This is a genomic window from Variovorax sp. Varisp41 (assembly GCF_047325085.1).
Lineage (GTDB): Bacteria > Pseudomonadota > Gammaproteobacteria > Burkholderiales > Burkholderiaceae_C > Variovorax.
On sequence record NZ_CP168541.1, the window covers coordinates 1,192,407 to 1,218,341 of the forward strand.

Here is a 25,935-nt window from a genome sequence, read left to right on the forward strand (position 1 = left end):
GCCCTCAGCAACAGGCCTCCGCTTCGGCATCGGCGTCGCTCATCACCTCGCGCGTGTGCGCATCGGCCGCGAACCACAGCTCGATGCGCAGCGACGAGGAGTTGATGTCCTGCGGAATGCCGAAGGCGCTCTGGAAGGTGGAGAAGCTCAGCACGCCCAGCGGCGTGTCGAAGCTGAGGTTGAGGCTCGGCGTGGCGAGCCCCAGCGAGGGCACCTCGGGCAGCCGGCCGTAGCGCCGGTGCAGCGACTCGGCCAGCCGATCGACACGCGGGCGCAGCGACGGGCGCAGCCAGCTCTCGGTCTGCAACTGCGCGAGCAGGCTGGCACCGACCTGCGCCGCGTTGCGCGAATGGCTCAGCAGGCCGTCGTCGTGCGCCACGCAGTCGATCATGTCCAGGCCCTCGAACCTGTGGCCGATGGCCTCGCAGTAGGCCGGCATCACGACCGTGCAGAGCCATTGGCCCGCGCAGTTGGTCGCGAGCATCTTCCAGTCGGGATCGAACACCAGGCCCGGCAGCGGGTTGTGCAGCTGCACCATGCGTTGCAGCGCGGCCTCGTTGGCGTCGGTCATGCCGATCCACGACGCGCCCTCTTCGCTGGCGACGGTGGTGAAGCCGCCGAGCGACAGCGCCGCGTTGCGCAGCGAGGTCGGCGCCTCGACCTCGTTCATCCAGGCCAGCAGCAGGTCACGGCTCGGCGCGGCGCGGCCGGTCTCGAGGAAGCTGACGTGCCGCTGGGAGACGCCCAGGCGCAGCGACAGGTCGAGTTGGGAGATGTTCTTGCTCGCCCTCGTATGGCGCAGCAGCAGAGGCAGGCTCATGGGATCGGAATCCAGGGATCGAAAAGCCCGCCATTGGACCTGAACGAGGGGCGAAACGCTTCGTCGCGAACGCAACAAACATGCGTAATCCGGGTAACAGGCGGTAGCGCCCTTGCACATCGTGCACGGCCATTATCTGGAAGGTTATCGACGCCCTCCAGCCACGGCGGCAACATGCCCTTCGCACCGGTGCCAGAGGCCTCTCGCGCACGGGTCGCAGCGCCGGTCCGGCGTTCCCCGGGCCGCACGCTCGCCGCGCGACATGCGCGGCCTCCAGCCTCCTCGTCCACCGCATCGAACCCTTGCCCGCCGCCCATGTCTTCCTGCCGTACCGACGCAGCGCGCGCTCGTCCGAGCTGCCGCAGCCGAGCGCCGAAGCGCCACTGTCCGCCATGCCATCGGGAGGCCCGCCGGTGCGCTTCGTGACGGATGGTCCGATGCCGCACGCCATCGATGGCGGCGACGACGATCCGCTGCGGCGCATGCGCCCGATGCTGCAGGCGCTGGGCTTCCAGTGGTTCGCCTACGGCACCGTGGCGCTGGCACAGGGCCGGTGGCGGCCCTCGAGCTTCTTCACCGGCCATGCCAATCCCCGCTGGACCGAACGCTATTTCTCGCAGCAATACCAGGAGGTCGACCCGCGCGTCGAGGCCGCGCAGCGCAGTGCCGGCCCCTGGGTGTGGGACCGCGACGGCCTGGCGCGCCAGCGGCCGCCCGAGGACACCCGCTTCGCGCTGCACGAACGCTTTCTCGACGATCTGCGCGCCAGCGGCATCGGCAGCGGCGTGCTGTTCCGCCTGCCGGCGCCGCCGCTGTCGGTGCCGCTCGGCGAACACACGCTGGTGAGCCTGCAGTCGGAGCGCACGGACAGCGCATGGATCGGCGCCGGCATCGTCGCGCTGGCCCGCATGCTGGCCGAGGACTTCCACCGGCGCGTGCAGTCCTGCGGCCTTGCGTCGGCGCCGGCCGTGGACCGGCCCGGCGACATCGGCAGCGCTTCGAGGATGCTCAGCGCGATGCAGCTGCGCATCCTCGAGGAACTGCGACAGGGCCGCGGCGACAAGGAGATCGCGCACCGGCTGCAGATGTCGGGCCATGCGGTCGACTACCACCTGCGGCAGCTGCGCGCGCGCTTCAAGGTGCGCAACCGCGTGCAGCTCGTGAACGCGGCCGCGCGCGCGATGCCGCCGGGCGCGCCGGCCGCCTGAGCGCGATGCGCGCGAGGCCTTTCGGCCTCACTCCTGCGGAAAGCTCGCCACCAGCAATCGCACCAGCTCGGCCTGCCGCTGCACGCCCAGCTTGGCGAAGATCTGCTTGAGGTACTGCCGCGCGGTGCCCGCCGACAATGCCATCTGCACGGCCGCGCCGGCCAGGTCCTCGCCCTTGCCGAGCAGCACGGCCAGTTCGGCCTCGCGCGCGGTGAGCCCGTAGGCCTCGACCAGCCGGGCCGCGGCGATGGTGCCGTCGGTGCCGGCGTTGTGCACCATCACCGCGACGCGCGCGCTGCCGAACTCGGCCTGCGCCGAGAGGCTGGCCGCCGGCACGATCGACAGGATCAGCGGCCGCAGCGGCAGCGCGCGCCGGATGGTGCCCGGCAGGCCCTGCGCCGCCACCGCGCCATCGCTGAGCGCCGCGCGGCGCGACTCGGGCGCGAGCTCGGCCGCGAGACGCACCGCCTGCTGCAGCCGGCGGTCCTCCGCGCCGTCGCGCGCGCGCAGGCCTTCGCGGTCGGCGCGCAAACCGCAACCGGGCTGCGCCAGCAGCGCGCTCGCGCTGCGGTTGAGGAACACCACGCGGCCCGCGGCATCGAGCAGCACCACCGCCTGCGGCGCCAGGTTCAGCATGTCGTGCGCCGCATCGACGCTGGCGCGCGTGCGCTGCCGCAGTTGCGCATGCATCTGCTCGATGGTCCGCAGGTGCGGCACCAGCGCCTGGATCGAGGCCAGCTCGTCCTCGCGGAAATCGTGGCCCGACTCGAGCGAGCGGCAATAGCTGAGGCCGCGCCAGCCGTCGTGCTCGCGCCAGTACGACACCGCGGCCAGGCCACCGTTGAGCGGCCGCAGCACCTCCTGGTAGAGCTCGGTGCTGGCCATCGCCCGCCGGCTCAGGAAGGTGGAGGTGCGCACCGGCAGGCCCGAGGCCGTGAGCCGGACCAGCGACTCGTGGTCGGCCATCGTGAGCCACTGGCCGAGCTCGCGTTCCTCGACGTGGCCGAACTGCGTGCAGGCGCGCCACTCGGTGTCGCCGTCGTGCATGCTCGTCATCACCACGTGCTCGGCGCCGATGCACTCGCGCAGCACGTTGAGGTCGATGCCGCCGGCACCCGGCGCCGCCACCTCGGCATACAGCCGCCGGACCGCGTCGGCCAGCGCCGTGGATTCCAGACCCATGTTCCCTCCTGTTCGGGAGTAGCGCGCGCGGGCGCGGATGCGCAGACTCCAAACCCTGCTGTCATTGGTTGGACGGCGGTCGCGCCTCGGCGCGCCGCGGCACGTCGGAGCCCTGCCAGCGTTTTCGTGAATCCGCATGGCACCGTCTTTCCTCGACCCTTCGAATGCACCCCCGGGTGCCACTCGCCGCGACGCATTGCTGCGTGTCGCGCGCGGCGGCGCCGGCGTGCTCCTGTTGTCGGGCTCGCGTCTCGCGCCAGCCTCGGCGGCCTCGAGCGAGGCCTTCTCCCCTGTGTCTTCCGCCCGGTTGCGCTTCGCCCTGCCGCTGCTCGACGAGGCCCTGGCCTCGCGCGCCGCGTGGGAACCGCTGCTGCACCCGCTGTGCGCCGCCGTCGGCTGCGCGCTCGAGACGGCCACGCTGTCCAGCCTCGAATCGCTGGCACGGGCCGTCGCGCACGCCGAGGTCGACGCCGGCTTCCTGGCCCCCGAGGCCGCGCTGCAGGCGGTGGTCGAGGGGCGGATGCGGATTCTCGCCCAACCAAAGCGCCCGGCGGCGCAAGACCCCAATCGCGCGGTGCTGCTGGTGCGCCGCGCGGCCCCGCCCGATGCGCTCGACCGGCTGCTGGCCGAACCGCAGGACTGGCGCATCGCCTACGGCGAGCGGCGCTCCATCGCGGGCTACGTGCTGCCGCAGGCACGGCTGTTCCTGCCGCGCGGCATTGACATGGAGACCGCCTTCCGCACCGAGACCGTCGGCTCCATCTTCGCGAACAGCCTCGCGCTGGCCAACGGCGACGTCGACATCGCGACCGGCACGCTCGACGACCACCGCCTGTTCTGCCGGCGCTTTCCGCCCGAGGGCCGGCAGCTCAAGATCGTCTGGCAATCGGAGCCCCTGCCCGCCGAGCGCTTCGCCATCCGCGCCGACTGGCCGCGCGCCACGCGCCAGGAGGTCCGCCGCTTCCTGCTGCGCTATGGCGCCGCCGCCGGGCCGCGCAGCGCCCAGGAGCGCGCCGTGCTGCGCGCGCTGAACGCGCCGGCCGGCTACGAGGCGGCACCCCACGCGACGCTGCTGCCGGTGGCGCAGCTGCAGCGCGACCTGGCGCTGCAGCGCGTGCGCGCCGCCCAGTGGACCAGCGACGCCGCGCGCGCACGCCGGCTGGCGCAGATCGCGGCCGAGTACGAGCGGCAGAAGGCGGTGCTGCTGCGCGACGAGGAGCGGGCGGCGGGCTGAGCGCCAGTGCGTCATGGCCACCGGTTTCGGTGGCCCTTGCCACTGCCCGGCGCGGGCTTCGTGCGAGGATGGCGGCCGTTCATGTCCGCCACCGTTCCCTCGCCACCGATGCGCCTTCGCCGCCCCGCCCTTCTGCTCGTCACCCTCGCCGGCATCGCCGCGCTGGCCGTCGCCGGCTACTGGGGCGCCACCTACTTCAACCTCAACCCCGCGCGCGAGGTCGGCACGGTGGTCGACGAGTTCAACGGCGTGAAGGTCTACTACAACGGCGGCGTGAACAACGCCGAGGGCCGCGCGCTGTCGAGCGACGGCTACAACCTCGGCATCCAGTACCAGTGCGTGGAGTTCGTCAAGCGCTACTACTTCGAGCGCTTCGGCCACCGCATGCCCGACGCCTACGGCCACGCCAGGGACTTCTACGACGCGGCCACGCCGCAGGGCATGCCGAACACGAAGCGCGCACTGCTGCAGTACCGCAACGGCCAGGCCGAGAAGCCGCGGGTCGACGACCTGATCGTGTTCGCGCCGACGCTGCTCAACCGCTACGGCCATGTCGCGATCGTGGCGGCCGTGGGCGAGCGGGAGATCGAGATCGTGCAGCAGAACCCCGGCCCGTTCGGCGAGAGCCGCGCGCGGCTCTCGCTCGAGGCACGGGACGGCAACTGGCAGGTGGAGGGCGGCACCCTGGGCTGGTTGCGGCGCGCGCAGACGCCGTCCTGAGTCCTGAGTCGCGCGCAGGCAGCTCAACGCCAGGGCCGCATCTCCACGCGCAGGGTGCCCGTCAGGCCGGGCCGCACGTCCTGGATGATCGTCATGTCGAAGGCATAGCCGTCGGCGCCCTGCAGCGGATACAGCGTGGCCTCGATGCCGGGCTTGCCCGGATGAACGTCCTGCGCGCCATAGAAGACGCGCCACCCGTACTTGGCGGCGGCATCCGGAAAGGCCTCGACGATGATCAGGTCGCGATAGACGAAGCCGCCTTCGTAGTGGCGCTTGAGGAACAGCAGCCCGTCGATCTCGTAGTCGGGCACCAGCACCTTGATGTCGAAGGCGAAGCTCACCGAGCCCGAGGCCACCACGCTCTTGGTCGGGTCCAGGAACAGCGAGAACAGGTGCGGGCTCTTGCTGCGGTCGGGCGTGCGCGCTCCGCCCGCGGCCGGGAACAGCTCGTCGTAGCCGCGGAAGATGGCCGAGTTCTCGCGCGCCTCGCGCCGCGTGATCTGCCACTGGGCACCGCGCACGCTGGCCACCACCTCGAACTGGTAGGAGGCCTTCACGCTCTTGCCGGCGTCGAGCGCCGCCTGCACCTCCTCCGGCAGCATGATGTCGTCGATGTCGAGGATGCCGTCGGCGCGCAGCTGACCGAACAGGAAGCGCGTGAGGTTCTGGTAGCCCTCTTCCGAGTTGACGATGCCGTAGTGCCCCGAATGACTGCGATTGACGAAGGCGCGTGGCGATCCGACGTCCGTTCCGTCGGCCGCCAGCCCGTGGGTGGTGGCGTTCTCGATGCGCACCAGGCCATCGCTGGCATCGCCCGCGGCCCATGACGAGAGGCCGCCCGCCACCGCGTAGTCGCGCGCGTTGGTGCCCACCAGGTTGAACACCCGCTCGGGCGGGAAGTTCGTCACCAGCGACACGTCGTCGCCCTTGGGAACGGCCATGTAGCCGGCCATGCGCTCGCGGTTGAAGTTGTTGACGTCGCCGAAGGACAGCCAGCCCGGCACGTTGCGCACGATGCGCATGTCGATGCCGTTGTGCGGCGTGGCATAGGTGAAGAGCTTGTCGACCGCCGCGCGCGCCGCGGCCGAGCCCAGCCTGGGGTTCTGCAGGAAGGCGCGGCAGACCAGCCCGCCCATCGAATGCGCCACCAGGTAGACCTTGAAGTCGGCCGGCGTCATCGCGTTGTTCGGGTTGGCGCACACCCGGTCGCGCAGGCGCAGGATCAGCTGGTCGAGCCCCTGGGCGAAGGTCTCGATCGCCGGTGTCTTGCCGTTGCCGAAGTCCTTCGAGGCATCGTCGTAGTAGCGGTAGATGACGATGCTGCGGTAGGGCACGGCCTGGTCGGCGCGCGAGGCGGCCATCAGGTCGTCGCCATCGACGAACACGTCCTCGTAGCGGTGGTCGCCCATCAGCCGGACCAGCGGCGACTCGAAGTAGAAACGGCGCATGTCGCCGGTCCAGGCCATGCGCGTCTTGGTCGAGCCGATGTTGAAACCCATGTAGGGGTCGGCCACGGTCTCCTCGATCTCGCCCTGCGTGGCGGCGAAGCCGCGCACGTAGATGATCGGGTGATAGGGATGCTGTGCGTTGCTCATGGCCGGTGTTCCTCAGAGACCCGCGTAGTCGATGAAGCCCTTGTTCACGCTGTTGACCTTGCGGGTCAGCCTGAACACGCCGATCCCTTCGCGCGATCCGCCCACATTCGAATTGCCCTCGAGCGTCGTCATGATCCCGCCCGTCACGCTCTCGACCAGGCCGGTGTGACCCAGGCCGCCACCATGGTCCATGATGAAGATCATGCCGGGCTGCAGCACGGCCGGGTCGGCCTTGGCCGCGGATGCGTTGATGCGGCGCGCGCCCTTGGAAGGCGCGCCGTTCCAGTGCGCGAGGCAGCCCGCGGTCTTGAACAGGGGGTTGGCACGGCCGAGCTGCCGGGCCGCCTGCTCGAAGCACCAGTAGACGTAGGCCGCGCACCACGAGTGTCCGCCGCCGAGCCCGGTGCTGCGCAGGTAGGCCTCCACGTCCGGCCCCCGGTTGGAGCCGGGCGGCACTTCGCGCACCTGGCGCGCTTCCTCGCCCGACGCAACCACCAGTGCGACCTTCAGCAGATCGTCCGTGGTGCTGGTGGCCACGGGCACCTGGTCGTCGCCGAACAGGGCCGCCCAGGTGATGCTGCCGACCTCGCCGTCGATCTTCAGCGCATTGCCTTCGCTGTCCACGCTGCGCGACTGGAACAGCTTGACCGCGCTCTTCATCATCGGACCGAAGCTCGGCTGCTGGGGATCGAGCCTGACCGCTTCGCCACCCTTCAGGACCAGCACCCTGTTCAACCGGTTCTTGAGTTCCTTGACGATGCGGGCATCGGTTTCGCCCTGCTTGATGACGCGGCCGGGATATTGCATGGCATGGACCCCCAAGTTGATCGAATCGACATCGAATCCACCGTGCGACTGACCTGCTCGCCGTTGCATGCAGGTCATGTTCTTGTTGTTGTGGGTTCGAGTCTTTCACCGTCGCCATCCCACGCCAATATCCCGCTTGCTCTACTTCCTCGGGAGGATGGTCGGTGCCGGGCGCGCGCCTTACCGTCGCGCCCATCGGCAGGTTCCCTGCGGCACGGCGGACTTCGCGTCCGGTTCCCCATGAGCGATCTTCCTTCCCAGAAATCGTGGCTGGAACGGGCCACCACCGCGGTGGGCATTGCGGGGTCGCTGGTCACCGTCGCGCTCACGGCCTGGAACGCCCAGACCAAGCAGCAGATCGATCAGCGCGAGGCGGACCTCAAGATGCAGACCGCCGCGCTCGACGCCGAACTGCGCCGGCGCAGCACCAGCGTGGAGGAATCCAAGGAGCGGGTCGAGCGCTACAAGTGGGTCTATGGCCTCGTGCCCGAACTCAGTGCGACCGACGGCTCCAAGCGCAACGCGGCACTGGCCATGGTGCGGCTCGCGCTCTCCAAGGAAGAAGCCGAGGGCCTGCTCGCCGGGCTGCAGCAGTCGCCCGATGAACAGGTCCGCAAGGCCGCGGCGCAGGGCGTGGCCACCATCGCCAACATCGAGAACGCCGAACTCGTGCGGCTGGTGTCGCAGGTGAATGCCGCCGGTGCCGACGAGCGCCGCCGCGCGACCGGTCGCCTGCAGCGCGACTTCAACGATTCGGCCGAGGCCATTTCGCTGGCGTTGAAGCTGCTCGATGCGAGCCAGGTCGACAAGCTGTCGCCGAGCGGGTTGATCAACGTTCTCTATTTCCTGTCGCGCACGGATCCGCGCGCGTGGACGCCGACGGAAATCGCCGCGGCCAACCGGGTGCTGCCGGGCGTGCGTGCGCGCAATGCCGGGCCGCAGACGCAGGCCGAACTGGGGCGGGTGGAGGACACGGTGAAGGCGGCGGGGCGGCAGTAGCCCGCGTCGCGCCAGCCGCCTGCCGCGGCGATCGCGATCTTCCGGCCCTGCTTCGCCGAGAAGATCATCGCGGGGCCGCGACGATGAACGTCAAAAGGGCCGCGTTAGCAAAGCAGCCCGCGGCAATCGAATGCCGTCATGAAGACGATGTAGGGACGGCCACCATCGTCGTAGCTCCGCCAGGGCCTGGCCCCCGTCGCGCCTTCGCGGTTGAGGATGGCCATCAGCTCCGCCGCTTGTTCGATGGTGTTCGGCCTGGCCGCCGTCGTCACGTCCACCGCCTTGAACTTGAAGCTCGATGCCTGCGCCTCGTCTCGAACGTAGAGGTTCACCAGCTTCTCGGCGACGAGGGCCGATGTCACGAACACAGAACCCTTGGCGCCCTGCTCGTTCTGCTCCGCGACGAAGCCGGTGCTCCCGCCGGACTTGGCGGTCACCAGCTCGAAGACGCAGCGAGCGGTCGATGGCGTCTCCTTCACCAGGGCAAGGCCCGCGCCCCGAACCTGGGTGCCGCAATAGCCGAGCTTGCCCAGGTCGTTGAGCGGCCGGAGCAACTCCTCCGGGCTTCCGGCCATGAGGGGGACCTTGATCGCGTCCACGTACTCGTACTGGATCGCCTCACCCGTCACCTTGCTGAAGACGTTCTTCGGCGAGGTACCGCCGCTGGGCGTGAGGCGATAGCCCTCCGCGCCCTGCGCCTGGAAATCGGCCAGCGTCAGCGGCGCGCCCGTCGAGACGAAGCGATGGTCGTAGCGGGCCGTCTGGCCCTTGCGCTGGTAGATCGCTCGCCATTGGCCGCGCGCCGAGGCATCGACGAAGACGATCCGATCCAGCAGGTAGCCGGCGAAAGCGGGACTCGTGAGTTCCGTCGTGAAGGCATCGAAGCCGCTTGCATCGACGTTCCCCAACAGGAAGGTGTAGGGCGTCGTCTGCATCGGGCGGGTGGCCGGTTGTTCCGTGGCGGGATCGGGCACGGTCGCAGGCGGGTTGCGAGCCCCCTCGATGCCCGCCAGCGCGGCCGCCGTGGCCGGCGGCAGTCCGGCATAGCCGTCGCTTCCGCCTCCACCGCACGAGGCCAGGATGGCCGAGATTCCGAGCACGGTCGGCAGCAGACGAAGCGATCTGTTCATTGATTTCTTGTCGGGGCGGGAAAGCGACTCGGCGGTGCATGCGCTTGCGGTCGCAAGGGACGCCCATGCCGCTGGCACGACCAGCGCGAGCCTGCGGGCTCCGTGCGTCGACCTCTCTCCTCGTCCCCTGTGTAGTTTTGTATGTAAACCGAATCTTACGTGGGAGACGCGCGGTCCCGGATGGCGTCGATCGACCGGCAGAAGAATTTCTTCTTACCGTTGCACGAATCGCACGCCTCGTCCCCTGCGTGGTCCCGCACGGCAGGCGAGGTGCCGCGCCCTCAGCCCGCCTGCGACGGCCAGGTCCCGAGTTCGCGCTTGTAGGCACGCGCGAGGATCGCGCCGGTCGAGTAGCCCACCGCGTCGGCCGCCTGCTGCAGGGTCAGCCGGCGTTCGCGCAGCAGCCGCGACGCCAGGTGGATGCGCCAGCGCGCCAGGTACTGCATCGGCGAGAGATTCATCTGCGCGCGGAATCGCGTGGCGAAGGCCGTGCGGCTCATGTGGCACAGCGCCGCGAGCGATTCCAGCGTCCATGGGTCCGCGGGACGGGCGTGGATTGCCTCGAGCGCCGTGAGCAACCTCGCATCGGAAAGGTCGGGGCCCGAGGCACCCGCGATGGGCATGGCCACCTCCGGCCTGCGCAACCAGGCCAGCACGGCGTGCTGCATCAACGCACCCAGCAGCTCGGTCACGCCCACGCCGTTGCCGCCGGCCCTGCGGTCGGCCATCCAGCGCACCGCGTCCGCCATGGCGCGCAGCCAGGGCGCGGCGTCCGCTGCGCGCAGATGCAGCACGGGCGGCAGCGATGCCACCAGCGGATGGGCGGCCAGTTCCACCGATCGGTAGAAGCCGCCGCTCCATACGCTGTGCTCGCCGCCCGCCGGCGCGTGCCGCTCGGCACTGGTGGCGCCGGCGGAATGCGTCAGCAGTTCATCGAGGCTCGATGCGGGGAGGCCAGGGTCCGAGAAGACACGGTGCGCATCGCCGTGCGGCAGGAAGACGACGTCGCCATGCCGCAGGTGCAGCGCCGGCTCCCTGCCTACCTGCAGCCAGCAATCGCGGCCGCCGACCACGTACAGCGGCGTGCGCCGCCGGCTCTCGACGCGAACGCAGAAGCGGGGACCGAGCTCGACCTGGAAATGCAGGGCCGGCTCGAAGCGCATGCTCTGGACCAGGGACTCGGGCGCGGGCTCGATGGGTGCGTCATCGGGCACCGGGAGACGAAGCGCCTCCTTGGCCATCAAGGCCGCGAGCGCCGCCGAGTCCCCGTGCCGCCAGCGCTCCGATGCCCGCTCGGGCCGACGCGATGCGGCACGCGGCGACGGCGAGGACGGGGTCTGTCCGCGCCGGCAGGAGAAGGACATCCAGAGCATGAATTCGTGGTGAAGGGATGGTGGCATGGGCCTGAGGAACCCACCCGCGATTTGTAAGCCCTTCCCCTGCCGCCGGCCCCTCCCATCCGTGAGTACGGCCCCGGTTTTCGGATCGGCCATTCGGTCTACGCCTCAGGCGCCGGGGCCGTGGGCGGCGATCGGGATCACCGATGGGCGCCATGCGCGCCGGGTGGTGCCCACGACGCGGGCCGCGGCCGGCGCGGCGGCGATGCGCTGCAGGTAGGCCTTGAGCTCGGCGGCCTGCTCGTCGTAGCCGCGGATGCGCGGCAGCATCGCGTTGACGCCGCCGGCCGGCAGGCGATCGGGGCTGGCCAGCGCGTCTTCGATCGCACCCCGGAAAGCGTCGGTGTCGCCGATCTCGACCACGCGCCCGTTGACGCCGTCCACGATGTCCTCGACCACCCCGCCCGCCGCGGTCGCGATCACCCAGATGCCGCGGGCCAGTGCCTCGCGCACCACCAGGCCGAAGCTCTCCTTCCACAGCGAGGGCACGAGCAGCACGTCGATGTCGTCGTAGAACGCGTCCATCCCGGCCTGCTCGAAGGGCGCCACCACGCGCACCTGGCCCGACACGCGCCACTCGGTGGCGGCGACGGACGCCGCCCCGGTACGCAACGCGATGTCGGTGATGACCAGTTCGTAGCCGCCCACGCGCATGCCCTCCAGCACCTGCTGGAGCCAGAAGTAGCCCTTGTGCACCGCGCGGCCGCCGAGGTAGGCCATGCGCGGCGGCGATCCGGGCCGACGCGCCGGCCGCGGGCGCGCGGGCAGCGGCACGCCATTGCGGTTCACCGCGATCTGCTGCGGCGCGACGCCGTTCGCCACGTAGAGATCGCGCTGGAATTCGCTGGGCGCCAGCAGCAGGCTCGCACGGTCGAGCACGTCGCCGAGGAAGAACCTGCGCTTGAAGGTGAAGCCGCTGTCCGGCACGCACTTGGAACAGGCGCGCAGGTCGATCGCCTTCTGGTTGCAGTACACGCCGTTGTCCTGCACCATGAACTGGCGCTCGCACAGCCACCAGGCGTCGTGCAGCGTGATGGCGTAGGGCACGCCGGCCTCCACGCAGGCATGGGCCATCGTCGCGCCGAGCCGCTGCACCGAATGGAAATGCACGACATCGGGCCGCAGCGATTTCAGCAGCCGCGCGAAGATCTCGCCCACTTGCGGATCGTCGTAGTCGAGCGCGCGCTGCGTGTCGTCGGCCACCTGCACGGCGATCACCGGCAATCCGTCGACCTCGTAGCGCATCACACTGTACGGCTCGAGCTCCGAGCCCAGGATGGCGGTGAAGACGGTGACGTCGCAGCCGTCGGCCTGCAGCCGGCGGCACAGCTGCTCCGCGACCACGGTCGCGCCGCCGAAGCTCACCGGGGCGAACAGCACGTTCACGGCCAGCACCTTGAGGCGCGTGGCGGGCGCCGGCAGCAGCGGCCCGACCACCTGCTGCAGCTGCCGCGCGGCCACCACCTGCGGGTGATAGCGCGAGAGCACGCTGCGACGGGCTTCCTCCGCGATGCCGTGGCGCAGGCCGGCATCGAGCACCAGCCGGGTCAGGGCCGCCTCCCATTCCTCGGGCGTGTCGGCGATCAGGCCCGTGCGACCATGCTCGATGCCTTCGCGGAACGGCCCCGTGCCCGAGCAGATGCTCGGCACGCCGAGGATCGCCGCCTCGATGAACTTGATGTTGCTCTTGGCTTCGTTGAACAGGCTGTCCTCGAGCGGCGCGATGCTGATCTGCCACGAGGCGAGCGCGCGCAGGTAGTCGTCGCCCTGCAGGAACGGGATCTGGAACACCCGGTCGGCGAAACGCCGGAACGGCGCCGGCAGCTCGAGCGGGCCATGGATGGCGAGCCGCACCTGCGGGTGGCGCTGCATCACGGCCAGCAGCGCGGATGCCACGATGCCGAAGTCGCCGTCGTGCGTGCGCGAGCCGCTGCCGTAGCCGATGGTGACGAAGCGCGGATCGGTCCTGACCGGACGCCGCTCGAGTTCCGCGGCGAGCGCGAGGATGCCCTCGTCCAGGGCATTCGGCACCACGTGCGTCTTGCCCGGAACGATCTCGCCCATGCTGCGCGCGATCGCGGCTGTGCTCCCGATGCCATGCTGGCAGTGGCTCAGCATCTGCCGGTACTGCGCCGTCGTCTCCTTCGACGATGCCATGCGATCGGACGGAGCGCCCGAGGCGAGCAGTTGCCGGCGATAGGCGTCCCAATCGAAGATCAGGTCGTCCACGTCGAAGAAGCTGGGCACGCCCAGCCGCCGGGCCTCGGTCGCCAGCAGCACCATGTGCGGCGCGGCCGGCACGCGGTAGAAGATCAGCAGGCCATGGAACGGCAGGGCCGCGCGGCAGGCCTCGGCGTCGCGCCAGCTGAGCACCGTGGTCTCGAGGCCCAGGTGCTCGAACATGTCGACCTTCTGGTCGACGCGGTAGCGCTTGCAGGCCGGTATCGACAGCTCGGCGACGATGAGGATGCGCGCGCCCAGGCTCTGGCGCGACAAGGGCGTGAGCGGCGCGAGCCAGGGCCGGTGCCGCGCGGGATCGCGCGACGGCAGCGCGGCGATGGTGTCGAGCGACGGGCGGGCGCGCCCGGTCGATCGATGCGCGACCCAGTGCCGGGTCCACCGCAGCAGCTGCGCGCGGCGCCGCTCGTAGAAATCGCCGTGGCGGGTACCCGCCGGAAAGACGCGCAGCCGCATCCTTCCGTAGAACAGCACCAGCTGCAATCCGAGGCTGGCTTCGAAGCCGTCGATGCGCGCGGCCTGCGCCGCGGCGTGCGCCTTCAGCGCGAGGATGCGTGCATCGCGCTCGGCAATCTCCACGTCCTTCTCGAGCGATTCGAAGTGCCGGGTCTCGAGCATTTCCTCGGCCCGCTCGCGCTTGGCCGTGACTTCCGCGGCATGGCTGCGCAGCCGTTCCAGCTCCTGCACCAGGCCCTCGATCCTGCGCGCGAGCACGCCGTCGAGCGGCGGCACGCGCGGCCCGAGACACAGCACGCCGAGCCCCAGGCCCTGTTCGAATTCGAAGGACGGATGGCGCTGCCGAAGCAGCGCCCAGAGGCGGCGCAGCTTGCGGCCGGCGCGAGTGCCGTGCACCAGCACGAGCGCCCGCGGGCCGAGCTTGGCGCGCCACGGCGCGAGGTCCAGCGTGGCCAGCCGCGCCGGGTCGCCGGCATCGACATGCAGCAGGTCGATGCTGCCGTCCGCGAAGGCCGCGGCCGCCTCGCGGTGGCCCGCGAGCCGCGTGTCCACCGTATGGCAGGCCGTGCCGCGCGCGGTGGACTGCCTGAAGGTGGCAGCCGGCACGCCGCCCTCCGCGCCGAGGTCGACGACGATGGCGGGCCGCGTGTGCTCGAGCAGCAGCGCGACGAAGGGCGCATGCACGCTCCAGGCACGCGATGCCTGGGCCTGTGGCACGGAGGAGCCCTTGGGTGCGAGACCGCAGGCGGCGGTGAAGGTGGGGAGCGTGGACATCGGAAGGCTTTGCGCGGGCGAACTCGGAGCCCGACGATTCTTCCGACATGCGGCGCCACGGACTACAGCCGGCAGGACTGAAATCGCAGCCCGGCGTTCAGTCGTGCGGGGACGACGCACGGCCACGCGCCGCGCATGTTCATGCCGCCGGCAAGCCAGGGGAGGGCAACGAGAACTCGTCCCAGCGCACCATGCCAACGCCGCCCATCAGAATCACTCGCCCACCCGCGCTTCGATCACGCCAGCTCGATAGCCGCAGCCTCGACGATCGTTTTGCATGCGAAAATAGAATTTTGTCGACAACTCGTCGGCCACTCGCCTCCGGGCGGCGGCCTGCCCCTGCACAAGATCATGGAAAACGAGCCTGGAAAAACGCTGTCCCAGACGATCTCGGACCGGCTTGCCGAGGAAATCGTGCTTCGCCGGTTCCAGCCTGGCGAAAGGCTGGACGAGCAATCGATTGCCACGCGCTTCGGCGTTTCGCGCAGCCCGGTGCGGGACGCACTGCGCCAGCTGGCGTCGACCCGGCTGGTCGAGCATCTGCCGCGCCGCGGCTTCTCGGTGGCGGCAATGGCGCCAGCCGACCTGGATGGCCTCTTCGAGGCTTCGGGCGAAATCGAGGCACTGTGCGCCAAGCTATGTGCGCTGCGGGCCGCCCCCTCGGAACGCAAGCGGATCGAGTTCGTCCATCAGCAAGCCGCCAAGGCAGCGGCCGCCGGAGACGCCAAGGCTTATGCCGAGTTCAACGACGAGTTCCACGCCCTCATCTACGCCGGCGCTCGCAACAAGACCCTGCAAGACCTGGCCCTCGGCCTGCGGCAACGGCTGGCACCATTCCGTTCGCGCGGTTTCTTCGTTGCGGAAAACCGCTTGCAGCATTCCCATGTGGAGCACGAGGCACTGGTCACCGCACTGCTCGCCCACGACGGCGACGCTGCCGCGGCGGCCATGCACAGCCACGCCGCGAACTCCGCCATGAACGTGCTGCAGCATTTCGGCAACGACGCCCGAAGCTCGCCCTCCAGCACCGCCGCCTGATCCCTCGCGGGCACAAGCTCGGCACTTCGCATCCACTGCATGGCGTCCTTTGCACGCTCATCTGGCAGTCCATGCTCTTCTTTCCCCCTGTCCTATTTCCCCTGGGGACCTCCCCGGGAGCGTAGAGGCGCGCTCCGTGACCAGCTATCCAGCAAGATGCGCAAGATGTCGAAAAGCCGGCGAGCGTGCACCAGCACGACTGGGCGTTCGGCCTGCGACAACGCCTGACACCGTTCACTTCGCGTAGCTTCTTCGTGGCGTAAGACCGTCCGCCGCATTCCGATTCGAGCACGGGGCACCGGCCCGCACATCGCTCGCCCATGCCGCCCATGCCGCATCGGCAGCCCGCGCTCCAACCCATGGTCTCCCACCGCGCGCTTTCCGCAGCGTGCGCTCCGCCCCTTCCCTTGCCTTCCTACGGACTGTTCGGAGCGCACGGTCGCGCTCTGCGCGTGTCCGCCGCCAGCGTCAAAGAACAAGGTCTTGACGCCTTCGTGCACCAAACCATAAAATTGCACACAATTTGCAGATACTGAGTGCAAAATTAAGCCTGCGAATTTCGCTTCATCAATAAATCGGAGACTTCAATGACCTGGATTGCGCTTGCCACTTACCGCCGCACCGAACGCCTCGCCCCTGCCCTGGTGATCGACAGCCAGCTTTACGACCTTGAAGCGGCATTGGGCGCGGGCTTGCCGGCCATTCCGCCGGCCTGGCTCGCGGGAGGCGTGGAGGCAATGCTTCAAGACTGGGCCACAGCGCAGACCTGGCTACGCACCGCGACGCCCGTGGCAGCATCGCTCGCGACATCGGGTGCGATCGCTCCCGTGGAGGGCGGCGTATCGGCCGTGGCCGCGCCCTACGTTCCCAACCGCATCTTCTGCGCGGCCTCCAACTACGCATCGCACGCCAATGAAATGGGCACCGTGCTGGCCGCCAAATCGCAGAGCAAGCCGTACATGTTCCTGAAGCTGTCGAACACCGTCATTGGCGACGGCGAGACCATTCAGATGCCGCCCGAGACCACCAAACTCGACTGGGAAGTGGAGCTGGCCGCCGTCATCGGCAAGCGCTGCCGGCGCGTGGCCGTCGAAGACGCGCTCGACGCGGTGGCCTGCTACACCATCGTCAACGACATCTCGGCGCGCGACCTCAACATCCGCGGCGACTACCCGTTCAAGCACGACTGGTTCCAGGGCAAGTGCCACGACACCTTTGCGCCCATCGGCCCGTGGCTCGTGCCGGCCTGGCAGATCCCCGACCCGCAGGCGGTGAACATGCGCCTGGACGTCAATGGCGAGCCGATGCAGCAGGACAGCACGGCCAACATGATCTGGACGGTGCGCGAGCAGATCGCCTACCTGTCGACCATCGTCACGCTCGAGCCCGGCGACGTGGTCGCCACCGGTACGCCGACCGGCGTGGGCATGGGCCGCGGCGTCTACCTCAACGCGGGCGACAAGCTGGTCGCGAGCATCGAAGGCATCGGACGGCTGTCCAACCAGGTGCAAGCAGAGCGCGTCTAAGCGCCCGCACCGGGGGCCACACGGCCCCTTTCAGAGAACAACGACAACGTATGGAGACAAGAACATGCACCCACCTCGCAGAGGATTCACCACGGTCCTGGCGCGCGCGTTGACGGGCGCCGTCACCGCGGCGCTGCTCGTGGCCGCGAGCGCCGCCGTCGCGCAGGAAAAGATCACCTACAACATGGCTTGGCTGCCGCAGGGCAGCTCCATCGGCGTGATCGTCGCCAAGGAGCAGGGCTTCTTCCGCGAACTCGGACTCGAGGCCAACATCGTGCGCGGCTACGGCGGCAATCGCACGGCCAATGAGCTCGACCAGGGCCAGTTCGAGTTCGGCTACGTCGACCCGATCAGCCTGGTGCTCAACCGCGCCAACGGCGGCAAGATCCGCATGATCGGCGCGCTCAACACGCGCTGGCCGGCCGGCATCTGCTTCGATATCAAGCGGCACCAGCCGAAGACGCCGGCCGACATGAAGGGTCTGCTGCTCGGCGGCGGCTCGGCCTCACCGGTGCACAACGTGGTGCCCGCATGGCTGGAACAGAACGGCCAGCCCAAGGACACCGTACGGTTGCTGCGCATGGACCCCGCGGTGGTCGACGCATCGCTCATCGAAGGGCGCATCGACCTGGCCGAGTGCTGGCGAGCAAGCAACCGCGCCGTCACGCAGAAGCAGGCAAACGCCGCCGGCGTCACCCTGGGCTGGATCGAGTACAGCGACTTCGGGCTCGATGCCTACGGCAGCGGCTTCGCGGCCAGCGAGGACGTCATCCGCAAGCGGCCCGAGGTGGTGAAGAAGTTCCTGCGCGCCTCCTACCGGGGCTACGCCTACGCACTCGCCAATCCCGAAAAGGCGGCCGACCTCATGGTCAAAGCCTTCCCCACCACCGACCGCGCCGTGGCACTCGCGCAGATCAAGGACATGAGCGATCTGCTGGTCGATCCCCAGGTCAAGGCCAATGGGCTGGGTTACCTGCGCGAAGACCGCATGCGGGCCACCGTGCAATTCGTCGACAAGGCTTTCGCCCTGAACGGCAAGGTGAAGCCACAGGACACCTACACCAACGAAATGCTCACGCCATGAAGGAACCCTCGATGCCCACCCGCCCCCGTCCCCAACGCCTGGGACACGTCGTGCTCAATGTGCGCGACCTGCAGGCCTCGGTACGCTTCTATACGGAGATCGTCGGCCTCGAAGTGTCGGACCACATCGAGGATCAGATGGCCTTTCTGCGCTGCGGCCAGGACCATCACGACCTGGCGCTCGCGCAGATCCCGCCCGGCGACCCGCAGCACGGCGCGACCTACGTGCCAGGCCGCCCGGGGCTCGAACACTTTTCCTACCAACTCGGCTCGCTCGCCGAGATCGAGGAGGCCGCGCGCTACCTGCAGGAGAAGGGCGTGGACATCGTGCGCGGCATCGGCAAGCACGGCCCCGGGGAGAACCTGTTCCTGGTGTTCAAGGACCCCGACGGCAACTACTGCGAGTTCTACGCGGAGATGGTGCAGGTCACGCCTGCGCAGCCCTACACGCCGCGTGTGTGGAAAAACGACCTCGCAGCCTTCGACCAGTGGCACTTCGACAGGTTCGTGGTGCCGCCGCCCGAATGGGGTCCCAAGCGCTGAGCGCGGCACACCGAGCCCCGCCTAGAAAAAAGACAAGACGACGAAAAAGACAGAGATCCGGAGACAAGACCCATGAACCAACCCCTCCCGCGTTCCGAAGCCTGGCGACGCTTCACCGACCCCGCGCTGCTCTTCGTTCTGCTGGCCGTCCTGTGGGAGAAGTCGGTCGACCTGTTCGGCATCAAGCGCTACCTGCTGCCGCCGCTGTCGCAGGTGCTCGACAGCCTGTGGACCAACCGCATGGCACTGCTGGCGCAGTCGTGGGTCACGACACAGGAAGTGCTGGCCGGCTTCGCACTGGCCGTGCTCGGCGGCGTGCTGCTCGGGCTGGCCATCCACGCAGTGCCGCTCGTGCGCCGCATGCTGTACCCGCTGATCGTCGTGTTCCAGGGCCTGCCCAAGATCGCGCTGGCACCGCTCATGGTGATCTGGTTCGGCTACGGCGACACCTCGAAGATCCTGATGGCGTTCCTCTTCGCCTTCTTCCCCGTGGTGATCGCCACCATGGGCGGACTGGCCGGCACGCCGGCGCACCTGGTCGAGCACTTCCGCGCGATACGCGCGCCGGCCTGGACGACCTTCGGCCGCCTCTACGTGCCCTCGGCGCTGCCGTCGATCATGGACGGCTGCAAGTCGGCGATGCCGCTGGCCGTCATCGGCGCCATCGTGGGCGAGTTCGTCGGCTCCGAGCGCGGGCTCGGCCACCTGATCCTCGAAGCCAACGCCAATGCGCGCACCGACTACCTGTTTGCAGCGCTGGTGGTGATCTCGGTGGTCGCCGGCCTGCTCTACGTTCTGGTCGAGCTGGCCGCCAAGCGTGTCTGGTGGCGCGGGCTCTGAGCAGCCGTTCGCGCCTCTTTATTCCCTTTTCCCATTTCAACTTCAGGAGACATCCCATGGCCAAACTACGTCACATCGCCGTTGCGGTTCCAGATCCGCACAAGGCCGCGAGGTTCTACAGCGAAGTCTTCGGGCTCACCATCGTCGAGCCCACCCACTCGCCCATCGCCGATGGCGTGTACCTCTCGGACGGCACCATCTGCCTGGCACTGCTGAACTACAAGACCGACGAAGCAGCCGGCCTCGAGCGCGGCAAGGACTGGATCGGCACACACCACTTCGGCTTCTGGTGCGACGACCTTGACGCGCAGCGCAAGGTCATCGAGGACAACGGCGGCACCTTCTTCATGGACCTGCCGCACGACAAGAAGAGCCTGTACTACGAGATGAAGTTTCGCGACCTCGACGGGGTGGTCTTCGACATCTCCGAAGGGGGATGGGTCGGAGCGAAGAAGTGAAACCTGGCGCCGTTGCAACCGGTGAGGCCGCGCTGCACGCCGGCGTCGCGGCGATCCGCGTCAGCCAGGTGGCCAAGACCTTCGACACGCGAGAGGGCGTTCGTGCGCTGGAGCAGGTGGACTTCACGGTCCCGCGCGGCGAGTTCGTCTCGATCCTCGGGCCCAGCGGCTGCGGCAAGAGCACCCTGCTGCGCATCGTGGCCGGGCTGATCCAGCCCGATGCGGGCGGCGACGTGCGCGTGTTCGAGCACTCGCAAACGCGCATGTCCGACGATGTCGGCGTGGTCTTCCAGACGCACAACATGCTGCCCTGGGAAACCGTGGAGGCCAACATCCGCCTGGCCGCCGAGGTGCGCAAACTGCCCAAGCGAGACATCGACGAGCGCGTCGAGTCGCTGCTGCCGATCCTGAAGCTGGAGAAGTTTCGTCGCAACTATCCGCACGAACTTTCCGGCGGCATGCGGCAGCGCGCGGCGCTCGGCCAGATCCTGGTGATGCGACCCAAGGTGCTGCTGCTGGACGAGCCCTTCGGTGCGCTCGATGCGCTCACGCGCGACCAGCTCAATGTCGAACTGCTGCGCCTCTGGCAGGAGATGCGGCAGACGGTGATCCTCATCACACACAGCATTTCGGAGGCGGTATTTCTGTCGGACCGGGTGCTCGTGATGTCCGAACGGCCGGGCCGCGTGGTCGAGGACATCCGCATCGACCTGCCCCGCCCACGCGATCCGCGCACCACCAAGGAGGCGGCCGCCTTTGGCCACTACGTGGTGCAGTTGGGTCACCTGATGGGCGTGGACTGACGCGCCAGACGACTTCCATTTTCCGGAGCCATTTTCTTGAACCTCTCCAAATTCCACGGGGTCGTGCCGGCCATGGCCACCCCCTTCACCCCGGACCATCGGCTCGACGAAGGACGCGTCGGCGAGTTGATCGAAAGCTACATCCGGGCCGGTGTGCACGGCATCTCGGTGGCCGGCAGCCAGGGCGAGTTCTTCGCACTCGACACCGCGGAGCACATCCGCCTGCTGGAACTCTCGATGCGCGCCATCGACGGCCGCGTGCCGCTCTATGCGGGCACCGGGGGCGCCACCACGCGCCAGGCCATCGCGCTCACGCAGGCAGCGGAAGCCATGGGGGCCGACCTGGCGCTGGTGATCACGCCGTACTTCGTTCAGCCCACGCAGGACGAGCTGGCGGCGCATTACATCGCCGTGGCCAAGGCCACGAAGCTGCCGGTGATGCTCTACAACAACCCGCCTCGCACCAGCGTCAACGTGTTGCCGGCCACGCTCGCGCGCTGCATGCAAGCGGCCGACAACATCGTGGGCATGAAGGACTCGGGCGGCGATCTGACGCAATCGATCGAGTACCTGCTGACTGCCCCGCGCCCCGCACTGCTGTTCTCCGGCCGCGACACCATCGCGCTGTCGATGATGTTCCATGGCGCGCAAGGCACGATTTCCCCGGCGGCGAACGTGTTTCCCGAGCTCATGGTGCGCATGTACGACGCACTGCGCGCCGGCAACCATGACGAGGCGTTGCGTCTGTCGAACGTGTTCGCGCCCCTGCGCGCGGCCTGGGCCTGGGGCTCGTTCCCGGTGGTCATCAAGGAGGCCATGACCCTGGCGGGCCGCGGTGCCGGACCGACGCGTCCGCCCATTGCGGCGTTGTCCGACAAGGTGCGCGCCGACCTCGCGGCCGTGGTGACGCGCATCGCGGCGGCCGCCTAGCCGTTACCCGATGACCACCCACGCCACGCCGCTGCCGGAAGGCGAGCGGCTGTACAACGCGCGCCTGGCTGTTCCGCACTACCCGCGCATCTTCGAGGGCTGGGCGCGCGCATCGGCCGCGGTGCGCAACAGCGCCCCCTGCCGGCTGGACATGGGCTACGGCCCGCACCCGATGGAACGGCTCGACCTGTTCCTGCCTGCGGGGCGTCCGCGCGGCACGCTGATGTACATCCATGGCGGCTACTGGCGCTCGCTCGACAAGTCCGATGCCTCGCACGTCGCGCCGGCCTTCACTGCGGCCGGCTACGCGGTGGCGGTGGTCAACTACGCGTTGTGCCCCGGGGTGAACGTGGAAACCATCGTCGCGCAGGTGCGGCGCGCAGCGAGGTGGCTGGCAGCGCACCACGCCGAATGGGAGGCGCCGGCCGGGCGACTCTTCGCCTGCGGGCATTCGGCCGGCGGCCATCTGGCGGCGATGCTGCTCGTCACCGAGCGCTGCGTTGCCGCCGCGGTGTGCGTGAGCGCGCTGTACGACCTGCGCCCATTGCTGCAGGTGCCGTCGGTGGTGGAGGCCACGCGCTTCACGTCGCTCAGCGTGCCCGCACTGAGCCCCGCCCTGCGTCAACCGCTCACTGCAGCGCCGCTGCTCACCGCGCTTGGCAACGACGAAAACCCGGGTTTTCACGCGCAGTTCGATGTCATTCGCGACAGCTGGCGTCATGTGCATGCAGGCCACGTCGCGTGTCCGGGCCTCGACCACTTCACGATCCTGGAGGCGCTGACGCAACCCGACGGCGCCATCGCCTTGGCCGCGCTGCGCCTGATGCAGTCCTTTGACACGCCAACCTCTGCTTCCACTTCCACTCGCATTCCTCCTACCGTCTCATGATTTCCGACAGCGCTCTCGACTGCCTCTTCCGGCAGGCCCGGTCCCACAACAGCTGGCTGCCGCGGCGCGTGAGCGAAGCACAGCTGCGCCAGATCTACGAACTCGTGAAGTGGGGCCCGACCTCGGCCAACTGCTCGCCGATGCGTGTGCTGTTCGTGCAAACCGACGAAGGGCGCGAGCGACTGCGGCCGCTGTTGTCGCCCGGCAATGTCGACAAGACGATGACGGCGCCTGTCACGGCCATCATCGGCTTCGACACGGCATTCCATCGCGAGCTGCCGCGCCTGTTTCCGCACAACCCTTCGATGCAGGACAGCTTCCGGGGACCCGGCAGGGAAGCCCATGCGGCGACTACCGCGTTTCGCAACGCGAGCCTGCAGGCCGGCTACTTCATCCTGGCCGCGCGGGCGATCGGGCTCGACTGTGGGCCGATGTCGGGCTTCGATGCCGAGGCACTCGACCAAGCCTTCTGGGCCGGAACGACGGTGAAGACCAACTTTCTGTGCAACCTGGGCCACGGCGACCCTGCAAAGCTGTTCGAGCGTCACCCGCGCCTGTCGTTCGACGAAGCCTGCGGTTTCGCCTGAGGGCCGCTTCATGCTCTTCGACACGACACTGCTGATCGTCGCGGCCTTTGTCGCCGGTGCGCTGAACGCGGTGGCTGGCGGCGGCAGCTTCCTGACCTTGCCGGCGTTGGTGCTCACCGGCATCCCGGCGGTCAGCGCCAACGCGACGGGCACGCTGGCGCTGTTGCCCGGCTACATCGCGGGCGCATGGGGTTTTCGTGCCGACACCCAGCCTCCGCCCGGGCTCTCGGCGCTGCGGCTCGGACTGCTGTGCCTGTTGGGCGGCAGCACGGGTGCCATGCTGCTGTTGCTGACCCCGGACGCCACTTTCCGCCGCGTGGTGCCGTGGCTGTTGCTGCTGGCGACCTTCTTGTTCATGGCAAGCCCGCGCCTTGCAGCGGCGGACAAGCCAGAGGCCGCGCGGCCCGTTCCTGCGATGCTCGGCGTGTTCGCTGTCACGGCCTATGGGGGCTATTTCAATGGCGGATTGGGCATCTTGCTGCTGGCCCTGTTCGGCCTGCTGGGCCAGAAGAACCTGCACGCGATGAATGGTCTGAAGAACCAGGTTTCGGCGCTGCTCACGCTGATCGCGGTGTCGCTTTATGCCTGGGGCGGCCTCATCGCTTGGCGCGAGGCTCTGGTCATGATGGGTGCGGCGACGCTTGGTGGTTATGCGGGCGCGCGCGTCGCGCGGCGCCTGCCGGTGGCGTGGCTGCGGCGGGGCATCGTGGCCACTGGCCTCACGATGAGCGGGCTGTTTTTCCTTCGCTAGCGAGGCAGATGCGGTCCGAAAGTCCTCTCGCATCTCATCAATAGCAATGCGTTAGTTCAGGCTGTCGATGAACGCGCCATGGTCACGTCGCTGCGTCGCTCCAGCAAGCGACTCGACGCCCGGTGCGTTCCAATCGCGATCAACATGCAAGGTCGCCGACATCGGATCAATGGAGCCGTACCGACCCGGCTCATCTTCATGGGGGTTCCAACCACCGCAGCACCGTCGTGGGCCGCCTGCCCTAGCCGCAGGCGGCGCGAACGATCTTGCCGGTCGCCGGGTCCGTCTCGATCGTCACGCGCTCGCGCCGGTAGTCCATCGTCGCGGGCTGTCCGGGCTTTAGCTGGCGCACGAGGGAAGCACCGGTCGACTGCCGGGCCTCGGCATCGCCGATGCGGTTCTTGCCCGCGAGGGCGCTCGCCGCCTCCGGCCGGCAGATGCCGGTTGCACTGTCTTCACGCGCCTGCGGCGCGCTGCAGGCGGCGATCGACAGGACGGCCAGCGCCAGGGTCGCGGCCGGTATCAGTTTCGAGGTGGAAGCCAAGGCACATCCTTTCCTGGAACACGAAGCAATGTCCGCGTATTCCACCACGGCTGCCGCGCGGCGACAGCTAAGGCATCGGGCTGACCTGCCCGGTCACGGGTTCGGGCTCGGATTTGCGTATCAGGATGCCGGTCTTGTCGAAAACGTACTCCGCCCCGTTCTTAACGATCGAGTCGTTGACCAGAAGCGGGAGGGCGCCAGGCGAAGCAGCCGCATTGCCGCAACCCACGCAAAGCCCTGTCAGCCTCGCACCGCCCTCATACATCAGGCGCGAGTTTCCGTCGGCATCCTCGATGGACTTCTGGGGCAAGCCCAGCCGTGCGATCACCTCTTTGCGGCTGGTCTTGCCGATCTCGAACTGCGCTGCCTTGAAATCGGTTTTCAGGCCGATGTTCGCCCCGGTGCATGCCACGAGAAAAAGCGCGCCGACGTACATCCACGAGCGAAGGAATACCGCCAACCGAAAGCTGCTCGACATCTCAATCTCCCCGCTGAAAACCTATCGCTTGCCCGATGCTGACCATCGGCTTTCCGTCGAAGGTTTTCGTGCGATAGCGCTGGCGGGCCAGCTTTTCGGTTTCGGACTTCAATCCGGCCAGATCGTTTTCTTCCAGGAACGACTTGCCAGTGTTCTTGGGCAAGGTCACGGTTTGCGCCACCGGAAATGCCCCCGACCAGAGCGGCAGGTCCTTACGCAGGTCGTAGACCCAGAAGGAGTTGTTGATCGAGTGACGAGGTGCCAGTCCCAAAGTGGGGATGTGCATGAAGTAGCCAGACCAGCTCACCAGAATCAGATTGGCATAGCCGTGCGCTCGCAGGCTTTCCTTGAACTCGGGCGCGATGCCTGGCCCGCCTTCCGGCTTCGACCTCGACGCATGAAACGCCTTCATCAGCGACTTCTGGCGTGCGACGGCTTCCCTGGGCACATCGATGCCGGCTTCGCCGTTCAGCGGCGCGGCATTGAGGCCCAGCTTGGAAAACTCGTCGGCATGCACCCGGGTCAGCGCCGAGTCGCTATCCCAGATGCCCGCGTAGTCGGAGTCGGACGAGACCTGGGCAACGGCCAGCACCAGATATACGTCCTCCGAGTAATGAATGGACCCCACCGGATCGAAGAAGGCAACCGCGGTCTTCTCGCGCTTGAACTGGGTCGAGACCTCGGGCTGGATCGGCGGCTGGAGGGTCGTGCATCCCGTCAGCACGGCGACGATCAACGCAAGAAAGATGTTCCGCATGTAGCTTGGTCCTCTGCACCTTCAGGTGCGGTTTCGGTGAACGGTGGTGTTTCGCATTCGCTGTCTACGGATGCCGGAACGACGCGGCAATACGGCCCCTTGCCATCGCGGAAAGTGCTCGTTCATCGACCTCTCCTCGTCCCATCCG

26 protein-coding genes are annotated in these 25,935 nt (G+C 68.4%); 16 read left to right on the forward strand and 10 right to left on the reverse strand.

Translation table 11 applies throughout. The features are described 5' to 3' along the window. Nucleotides 1-4 precede the first annotated feature (4 nt). Nucleotides 5-820 (reverse strand): helix-turn-helix domain-containing protein, encoded by an 816-nt coding sequence (locus tag ACEN9J_RS36725; protein WP_057591039.1) that lies wholly within the window; start codon nucleotides 818-820, stop codon nucleotides 5-7. A 302-nt stretch (nucleotides 821-1,122) separates the two neighbouring features. On the opposite strand from ACEN9J_RS36725, the gene ACEN9J_RS36730 reads away from it, so the two are divergent. Continuing rightward, complete coding sequence (locus ACEN9J_RS36730; RefSeq protein ID WP_413764841.1) at nucleotides 1,123-2,028, forward strand: autoinducer binding domain-containing protein; 906 nt, start codon at nucleotides 1,123-1,125, stop codon at nucleotides 2,026-2,028. Between the two features lie 27 nt (nucleotides 2,029-2,055). Here ACEN9J_RS36730 and ACEN9J_RS36735 read toward each other — a convergent pair whose 3' ends face one another. Continuing rightward, entirely contained in the window at nucleotides 2,056-3,210 is a 1,155-nt protein-coding gene (locus tag ACEN9J_RS36735) for a LuxR C-terminal-related transcriptional regulator (protein WP_413764842.1), read from the reverse strand. Between the two features lie 196 nt (nucleotides 3,211-3,406). Here ACEN9J_RS36735 and ACEN9J_RS36740 point away from each other — a divergent pair, with 196 nt between their 5' ends. Together ACEN9J_RS36740 and ACEN9J_RS36745 are read left to right on the forward strand one after the other, a co-directional pair. Beyond that, nucleotides 3,407-4,444, forward strand: a complete 1,038-nt coding sequence (locus ACEN9J_RS36740) for a phosphate/phosphite/phosphonate ABC transporter substrate-binding protein (RefSeq protein WP_413764843.1) — start codon at nucleotides 3,407-3,409, stop codon at nucleotides 4,442-4,444. A gap of 81 nt (nucleotides 4,445-4,525) precedes the next feature. Further along, nucleotides 4,526-5,164 (forward strand): CHAP domain-containing protein, encoded by a 639-nt coding sequence (locus tag ACEN9J_RS36745; RefSeq protein ID WP_413764844.1) that lies wholly within the window; start codon nucleotides 4,526-4,528, stop codon nucleotides 5,162-5,164. Nucleotides 5,165-5,187: 23 nt separating this feature from the next. Here the strand turns inward: ACEN9J_RS36745 and ACEN9J_RS36750 are convergent, their stop codons facing one another. Then, nucleotides 5,188-6,759, reverse strand: a complete 1,572-nt coding sequence (locus ACEN9J_RS36750) for a lipase family alpha/beta hydrolase (protein WP_413764845.1) — start codon at nucleotides 6,757-6,759, stop codon at nucleotides 5,188-5,190. A gap of 12 nt (nucleotides 6,760-6,771) precedes the next feature. Then, on the reverse strand, nucleotides 6,772-7,566 hold the full coding sequence (locus tag ACEN9J_RS36755) for a CHAP domain-containing protein (RefSeq protein ID WP_413764846.1): 795 nt from the start codon (nucleotides 7,564-7,566) through the stop codon (nucleotides 6,772-6,774). A gap of 240 nt (nucleotides 7,567-7,806) precedes the next feature. Between ACEN9J_RS36755 and ACEN9J_RS36760 the strand changes: the two genes are divergently transcribed. Then, complete coding sequence (locus ACEN9J_RS36760; protein ID WP_057591046.1) at nucleotides 7,807-8,565, forward strand: hypothetical protein; 759 nt, start codon at nucleotides 7,807-7,809, stop codon at nucleotides 8,563-8,565. Between the two features lie 104 nt (nucleotides 8,566-8,669). Here ACEN9J_RS36760 and ACEN9J_RS36765 read toward each other — a convergent pair whose 3' ends face one another. Together ACEN9J_RS36765 and ACEN9J_RS36770 are read right to left on the reverse strand one after the other, a co-directional pair. Beyond that, complete coding sequence (locus ACEN9J_RS36765) at nucleotides 8,670-9,695, reverse strand: hypothetical protein (RefSeq protein ID WP_413764847.1); 1,026 nt, start codon at nucleotides 9,693-9,695, stop codon at nucleotides 8,670-8,672. Nucleotides 9,696-9,976: 281 nt separating this feature from the next. Then, complete coding sequence (locus ACEN9J_RS36770) at nucleotides 9,977-10,909, reverse strand: AraC family transcriptional regulator (protein WP_413764848.1); 933 nt, start codon at nucleotides 10,907-10,909, stop codon at nucleotides 9,977-9,979. 19 nt (nucleotides 10,910-10,928) lie between these two features. Here ACEN9J_RS36770 and ACEN9J_RS36775 point away from each other — a divergent pair, with 19 nt between their 5' ends. Next, complete coding sequence (locus ACEN9J_RS36775; RefSeq protein ID WP_413764849.1) at nucleotides 10,929-11,081, forward strand: hypothetical protein; 153 nt, start codon at nucleotides 10,929-10,931, stop codon at nucleotides 11,079-11,081. A 119-nt stretch (nucleotides 11,082-11,200) separates the two neighbouring features. On the opposite strand, the gene ACEN9J_RS36780 is transcribed toward ACEN9J_RS36775, so the two are convergent. Beyond that, a complete protein-coding gene (locus ACEN9J_RS36780; RefSeq protein ID WP_413764850.1) occupies nucleotides 11,201-14,560 on the reverse strand; it encodes a glycosyltransferase in 3,360 nt (1,119 codons plus the stop codon). 351 nt (nucleotides 14,561-14,911) lie between these two features. Here ACEN9J_RS36780 and ACEN9J_RS36785 point away from each other — a divergent pair, with 351 nt between their 5' ends. The 11 genes from ACEN9J_RS36785 (at nucleotide 14,912) to ACEN9J_RS36835 (ending at nucleotide 24,008) form a co-directional block, all read left to right on the forward strand. After that, nucleotides 14,912-15,598 carry a GntR family transcriptional regulator gene (locus ACEN9J_RS36785; RefSeq protein WP_413764851.1) on the forward strand — a complete coding sequence of 229 codons (687 nt, stop codon included), beginning with the start codon at nucleotides 14,912-14,914 and terminating at the stop codon, nucleotides 15,596-15,598. A 587-nt stretch (nucleotides 15,599-16,185) separates the two neighbouring features. Further along, entirely contained in the window at nucleotides 16,186-17,124 is a 939-nt protein-coding gene (locus ACEN9J_RS36790) for a fumarylacetoacetate hydrolase family protein (RefSeq protein WP_413764852.1), read from the forward strand. A gap of 64 nt (nucleotides 17,125-17,188) precedes the next feature. Next, on the forward strand, nucleotides 17,189-18,208 hold the full coding sequence (locus ACEN9J_RS36795; RefSeq protein ID WP_413764853.1) for an ABC transporter substrate-binding protein: 1,020 nt from the start codon (nucleotides 17,189-17,191) through the stop codon (nucleotides 18,206-18,208). Between the two features lie 11 nt (nucleotides 18,209-18,219). Then, nucleotides 18,220-18,750, forward strand: a complete 531-nt coding sequence (locus ACEN9J_RS36800; RefSeq protein ID WP_413764854.1) for a VOC family protein — start codon at nucleotides 18,220-18,222, stop codon at nucleotides 18,748-18,750. 72 nt (nucleotides 18,751-18,822) lie between these two features. Further along, nucleotides 18,823-19,590, forward strand: coding sequence for an ABC transporter permease (locus tag ACEN9J_RS36805; RefSeq protein WP_413764855.1), 768 nt, complete (start codon nucleotides 18,823-18,825; stop codon nucleotides 19,588-19,590). Between the two features lie 56 nt (nucleotides 19,591-19,646). Then, a complete protein-coding gene (locus ACEN9J_RS36810; protein ID WP_208509474.1) occupies nucleotides 19,647-20,048 on the forward strand; it encodes a VOC family protein in 402 nt (133 codons plus the stop codon). After that, nucleotides 20,045-20,851: an ABC transporter ATP-binding protein gene (locus ACEN9J_RS36815; protein WP_413764856.1), complete on the forward strand. Its 807-nt coding sequence runs from the start codon at nucleotides 20,045-20,047 to the stop codon at nucleotides 20,849-20,851. Before ACEN9J_RS36810 ends, ACEN9J_RS36815 begins: the two co-directional genes overlap by 4 nt. A gap of 36 nt (nucleotides 20,852-20,887) precedes the next feature. After that, a complete protein-coding gene (gene dapA / locus ACEN9J_RS36820; protein WP_413764857.1) occupies nucleotides 20,888-21,781 on the forward strand; it encodes a 4-hydroxy-tetrahydrodipicolinate synthase in 894 nt (297 codons plus the stop codon). A gap of 10 nt (nucleotides 21,782-21,791) precedes the next feature. After that, on the forward strand, nucleotides 21,792-22,670 hold the full coding sequence (locus ACEN9J_RS36825; protein WP_413764858.1) for an alpha/beta hydrolase: 879 nt from the start codon (nucleotides 21,792-21,794) through the stop codon (nucleotides 22,668-22,670). Further along, entirely contained in the window at nucleotides 22,667-23,257 is a 591-nt protein-coding gene (locus tag ACEN9J_RS36830) for a malonic semialdehyde reductase (protein ID WP_413764859.1), read from the forward strand. The genes ACEN9J_RS36825 and ACEN9J_RS36830 overlap by 4 nt, the downstream gene beginning before the upstream one ends. 10 nt (nucleotides 23,258-23,267) lie before the next feature. Next, nucleotides 23,268-24,008 carry a sulfite exporter TauE/SafE family protein gene (locus tag ACEN9J_RS36835; RefSeq protein WP_413764860.1) on the forward strand — a complete coding sequence of 247 codons (741 nt, stop codon included), beginning with the start codon at nucleotides 23,268-23,270 and terminating at the stop codon, nucleotides 24,006-24,008. Between the two features lie 241 nt (nucleotides 24,009-24,249). Here the strand turns inward: ACEN9J_RS36835 and ACEN9J_RS36840 are convergent, their stop codons facing one another. The 3 genes from ACEN9J_RS36840 to ACEN9J_RS36850 form a co-directional block, all read right to left on the reverse strand. Beyond that, on the reverse strand, nucleotides 24,250-24,552 hold the full coding sequence (locus ACEN9J_RS36840; protein ID WP_413764861.1) for an I78 family peptidase inhibitor: 303 nt from the start codon (nucleotides 24,550-24,552) through the stop codon (nucleotides 24,250-24,252). Between the two features lie 67 nt (nucleotides 24,553-24,619). Further along, nucleotides 24,620-25,030, reverse strand: a complete 411-nt coding sequence (locus tag ACEN9J_RS36845; protein WP_057591049.1) for a hypothetical protein — start codon at nucleotides 25,028-25,030, stop codon at nucleotides 24,620-24,622. 1 nt (nucleotide 25,031) lies between these two features. Next, the gene (locus tag ACEN9J_RS36850; RefSeq protein WP_057598501.1) at nucleotides 25,032-25,787 is read right to left on the reverse strand and encodes a hypothetical protein; all 756 of its coding nucleotides are present in this window, start codon (nucleotides 25,785-25,787) and stop codon (nucleotides 25,032-25,034) included. Nucleotides 25,788-25,935: the final 148 nt, after the last annotated feature.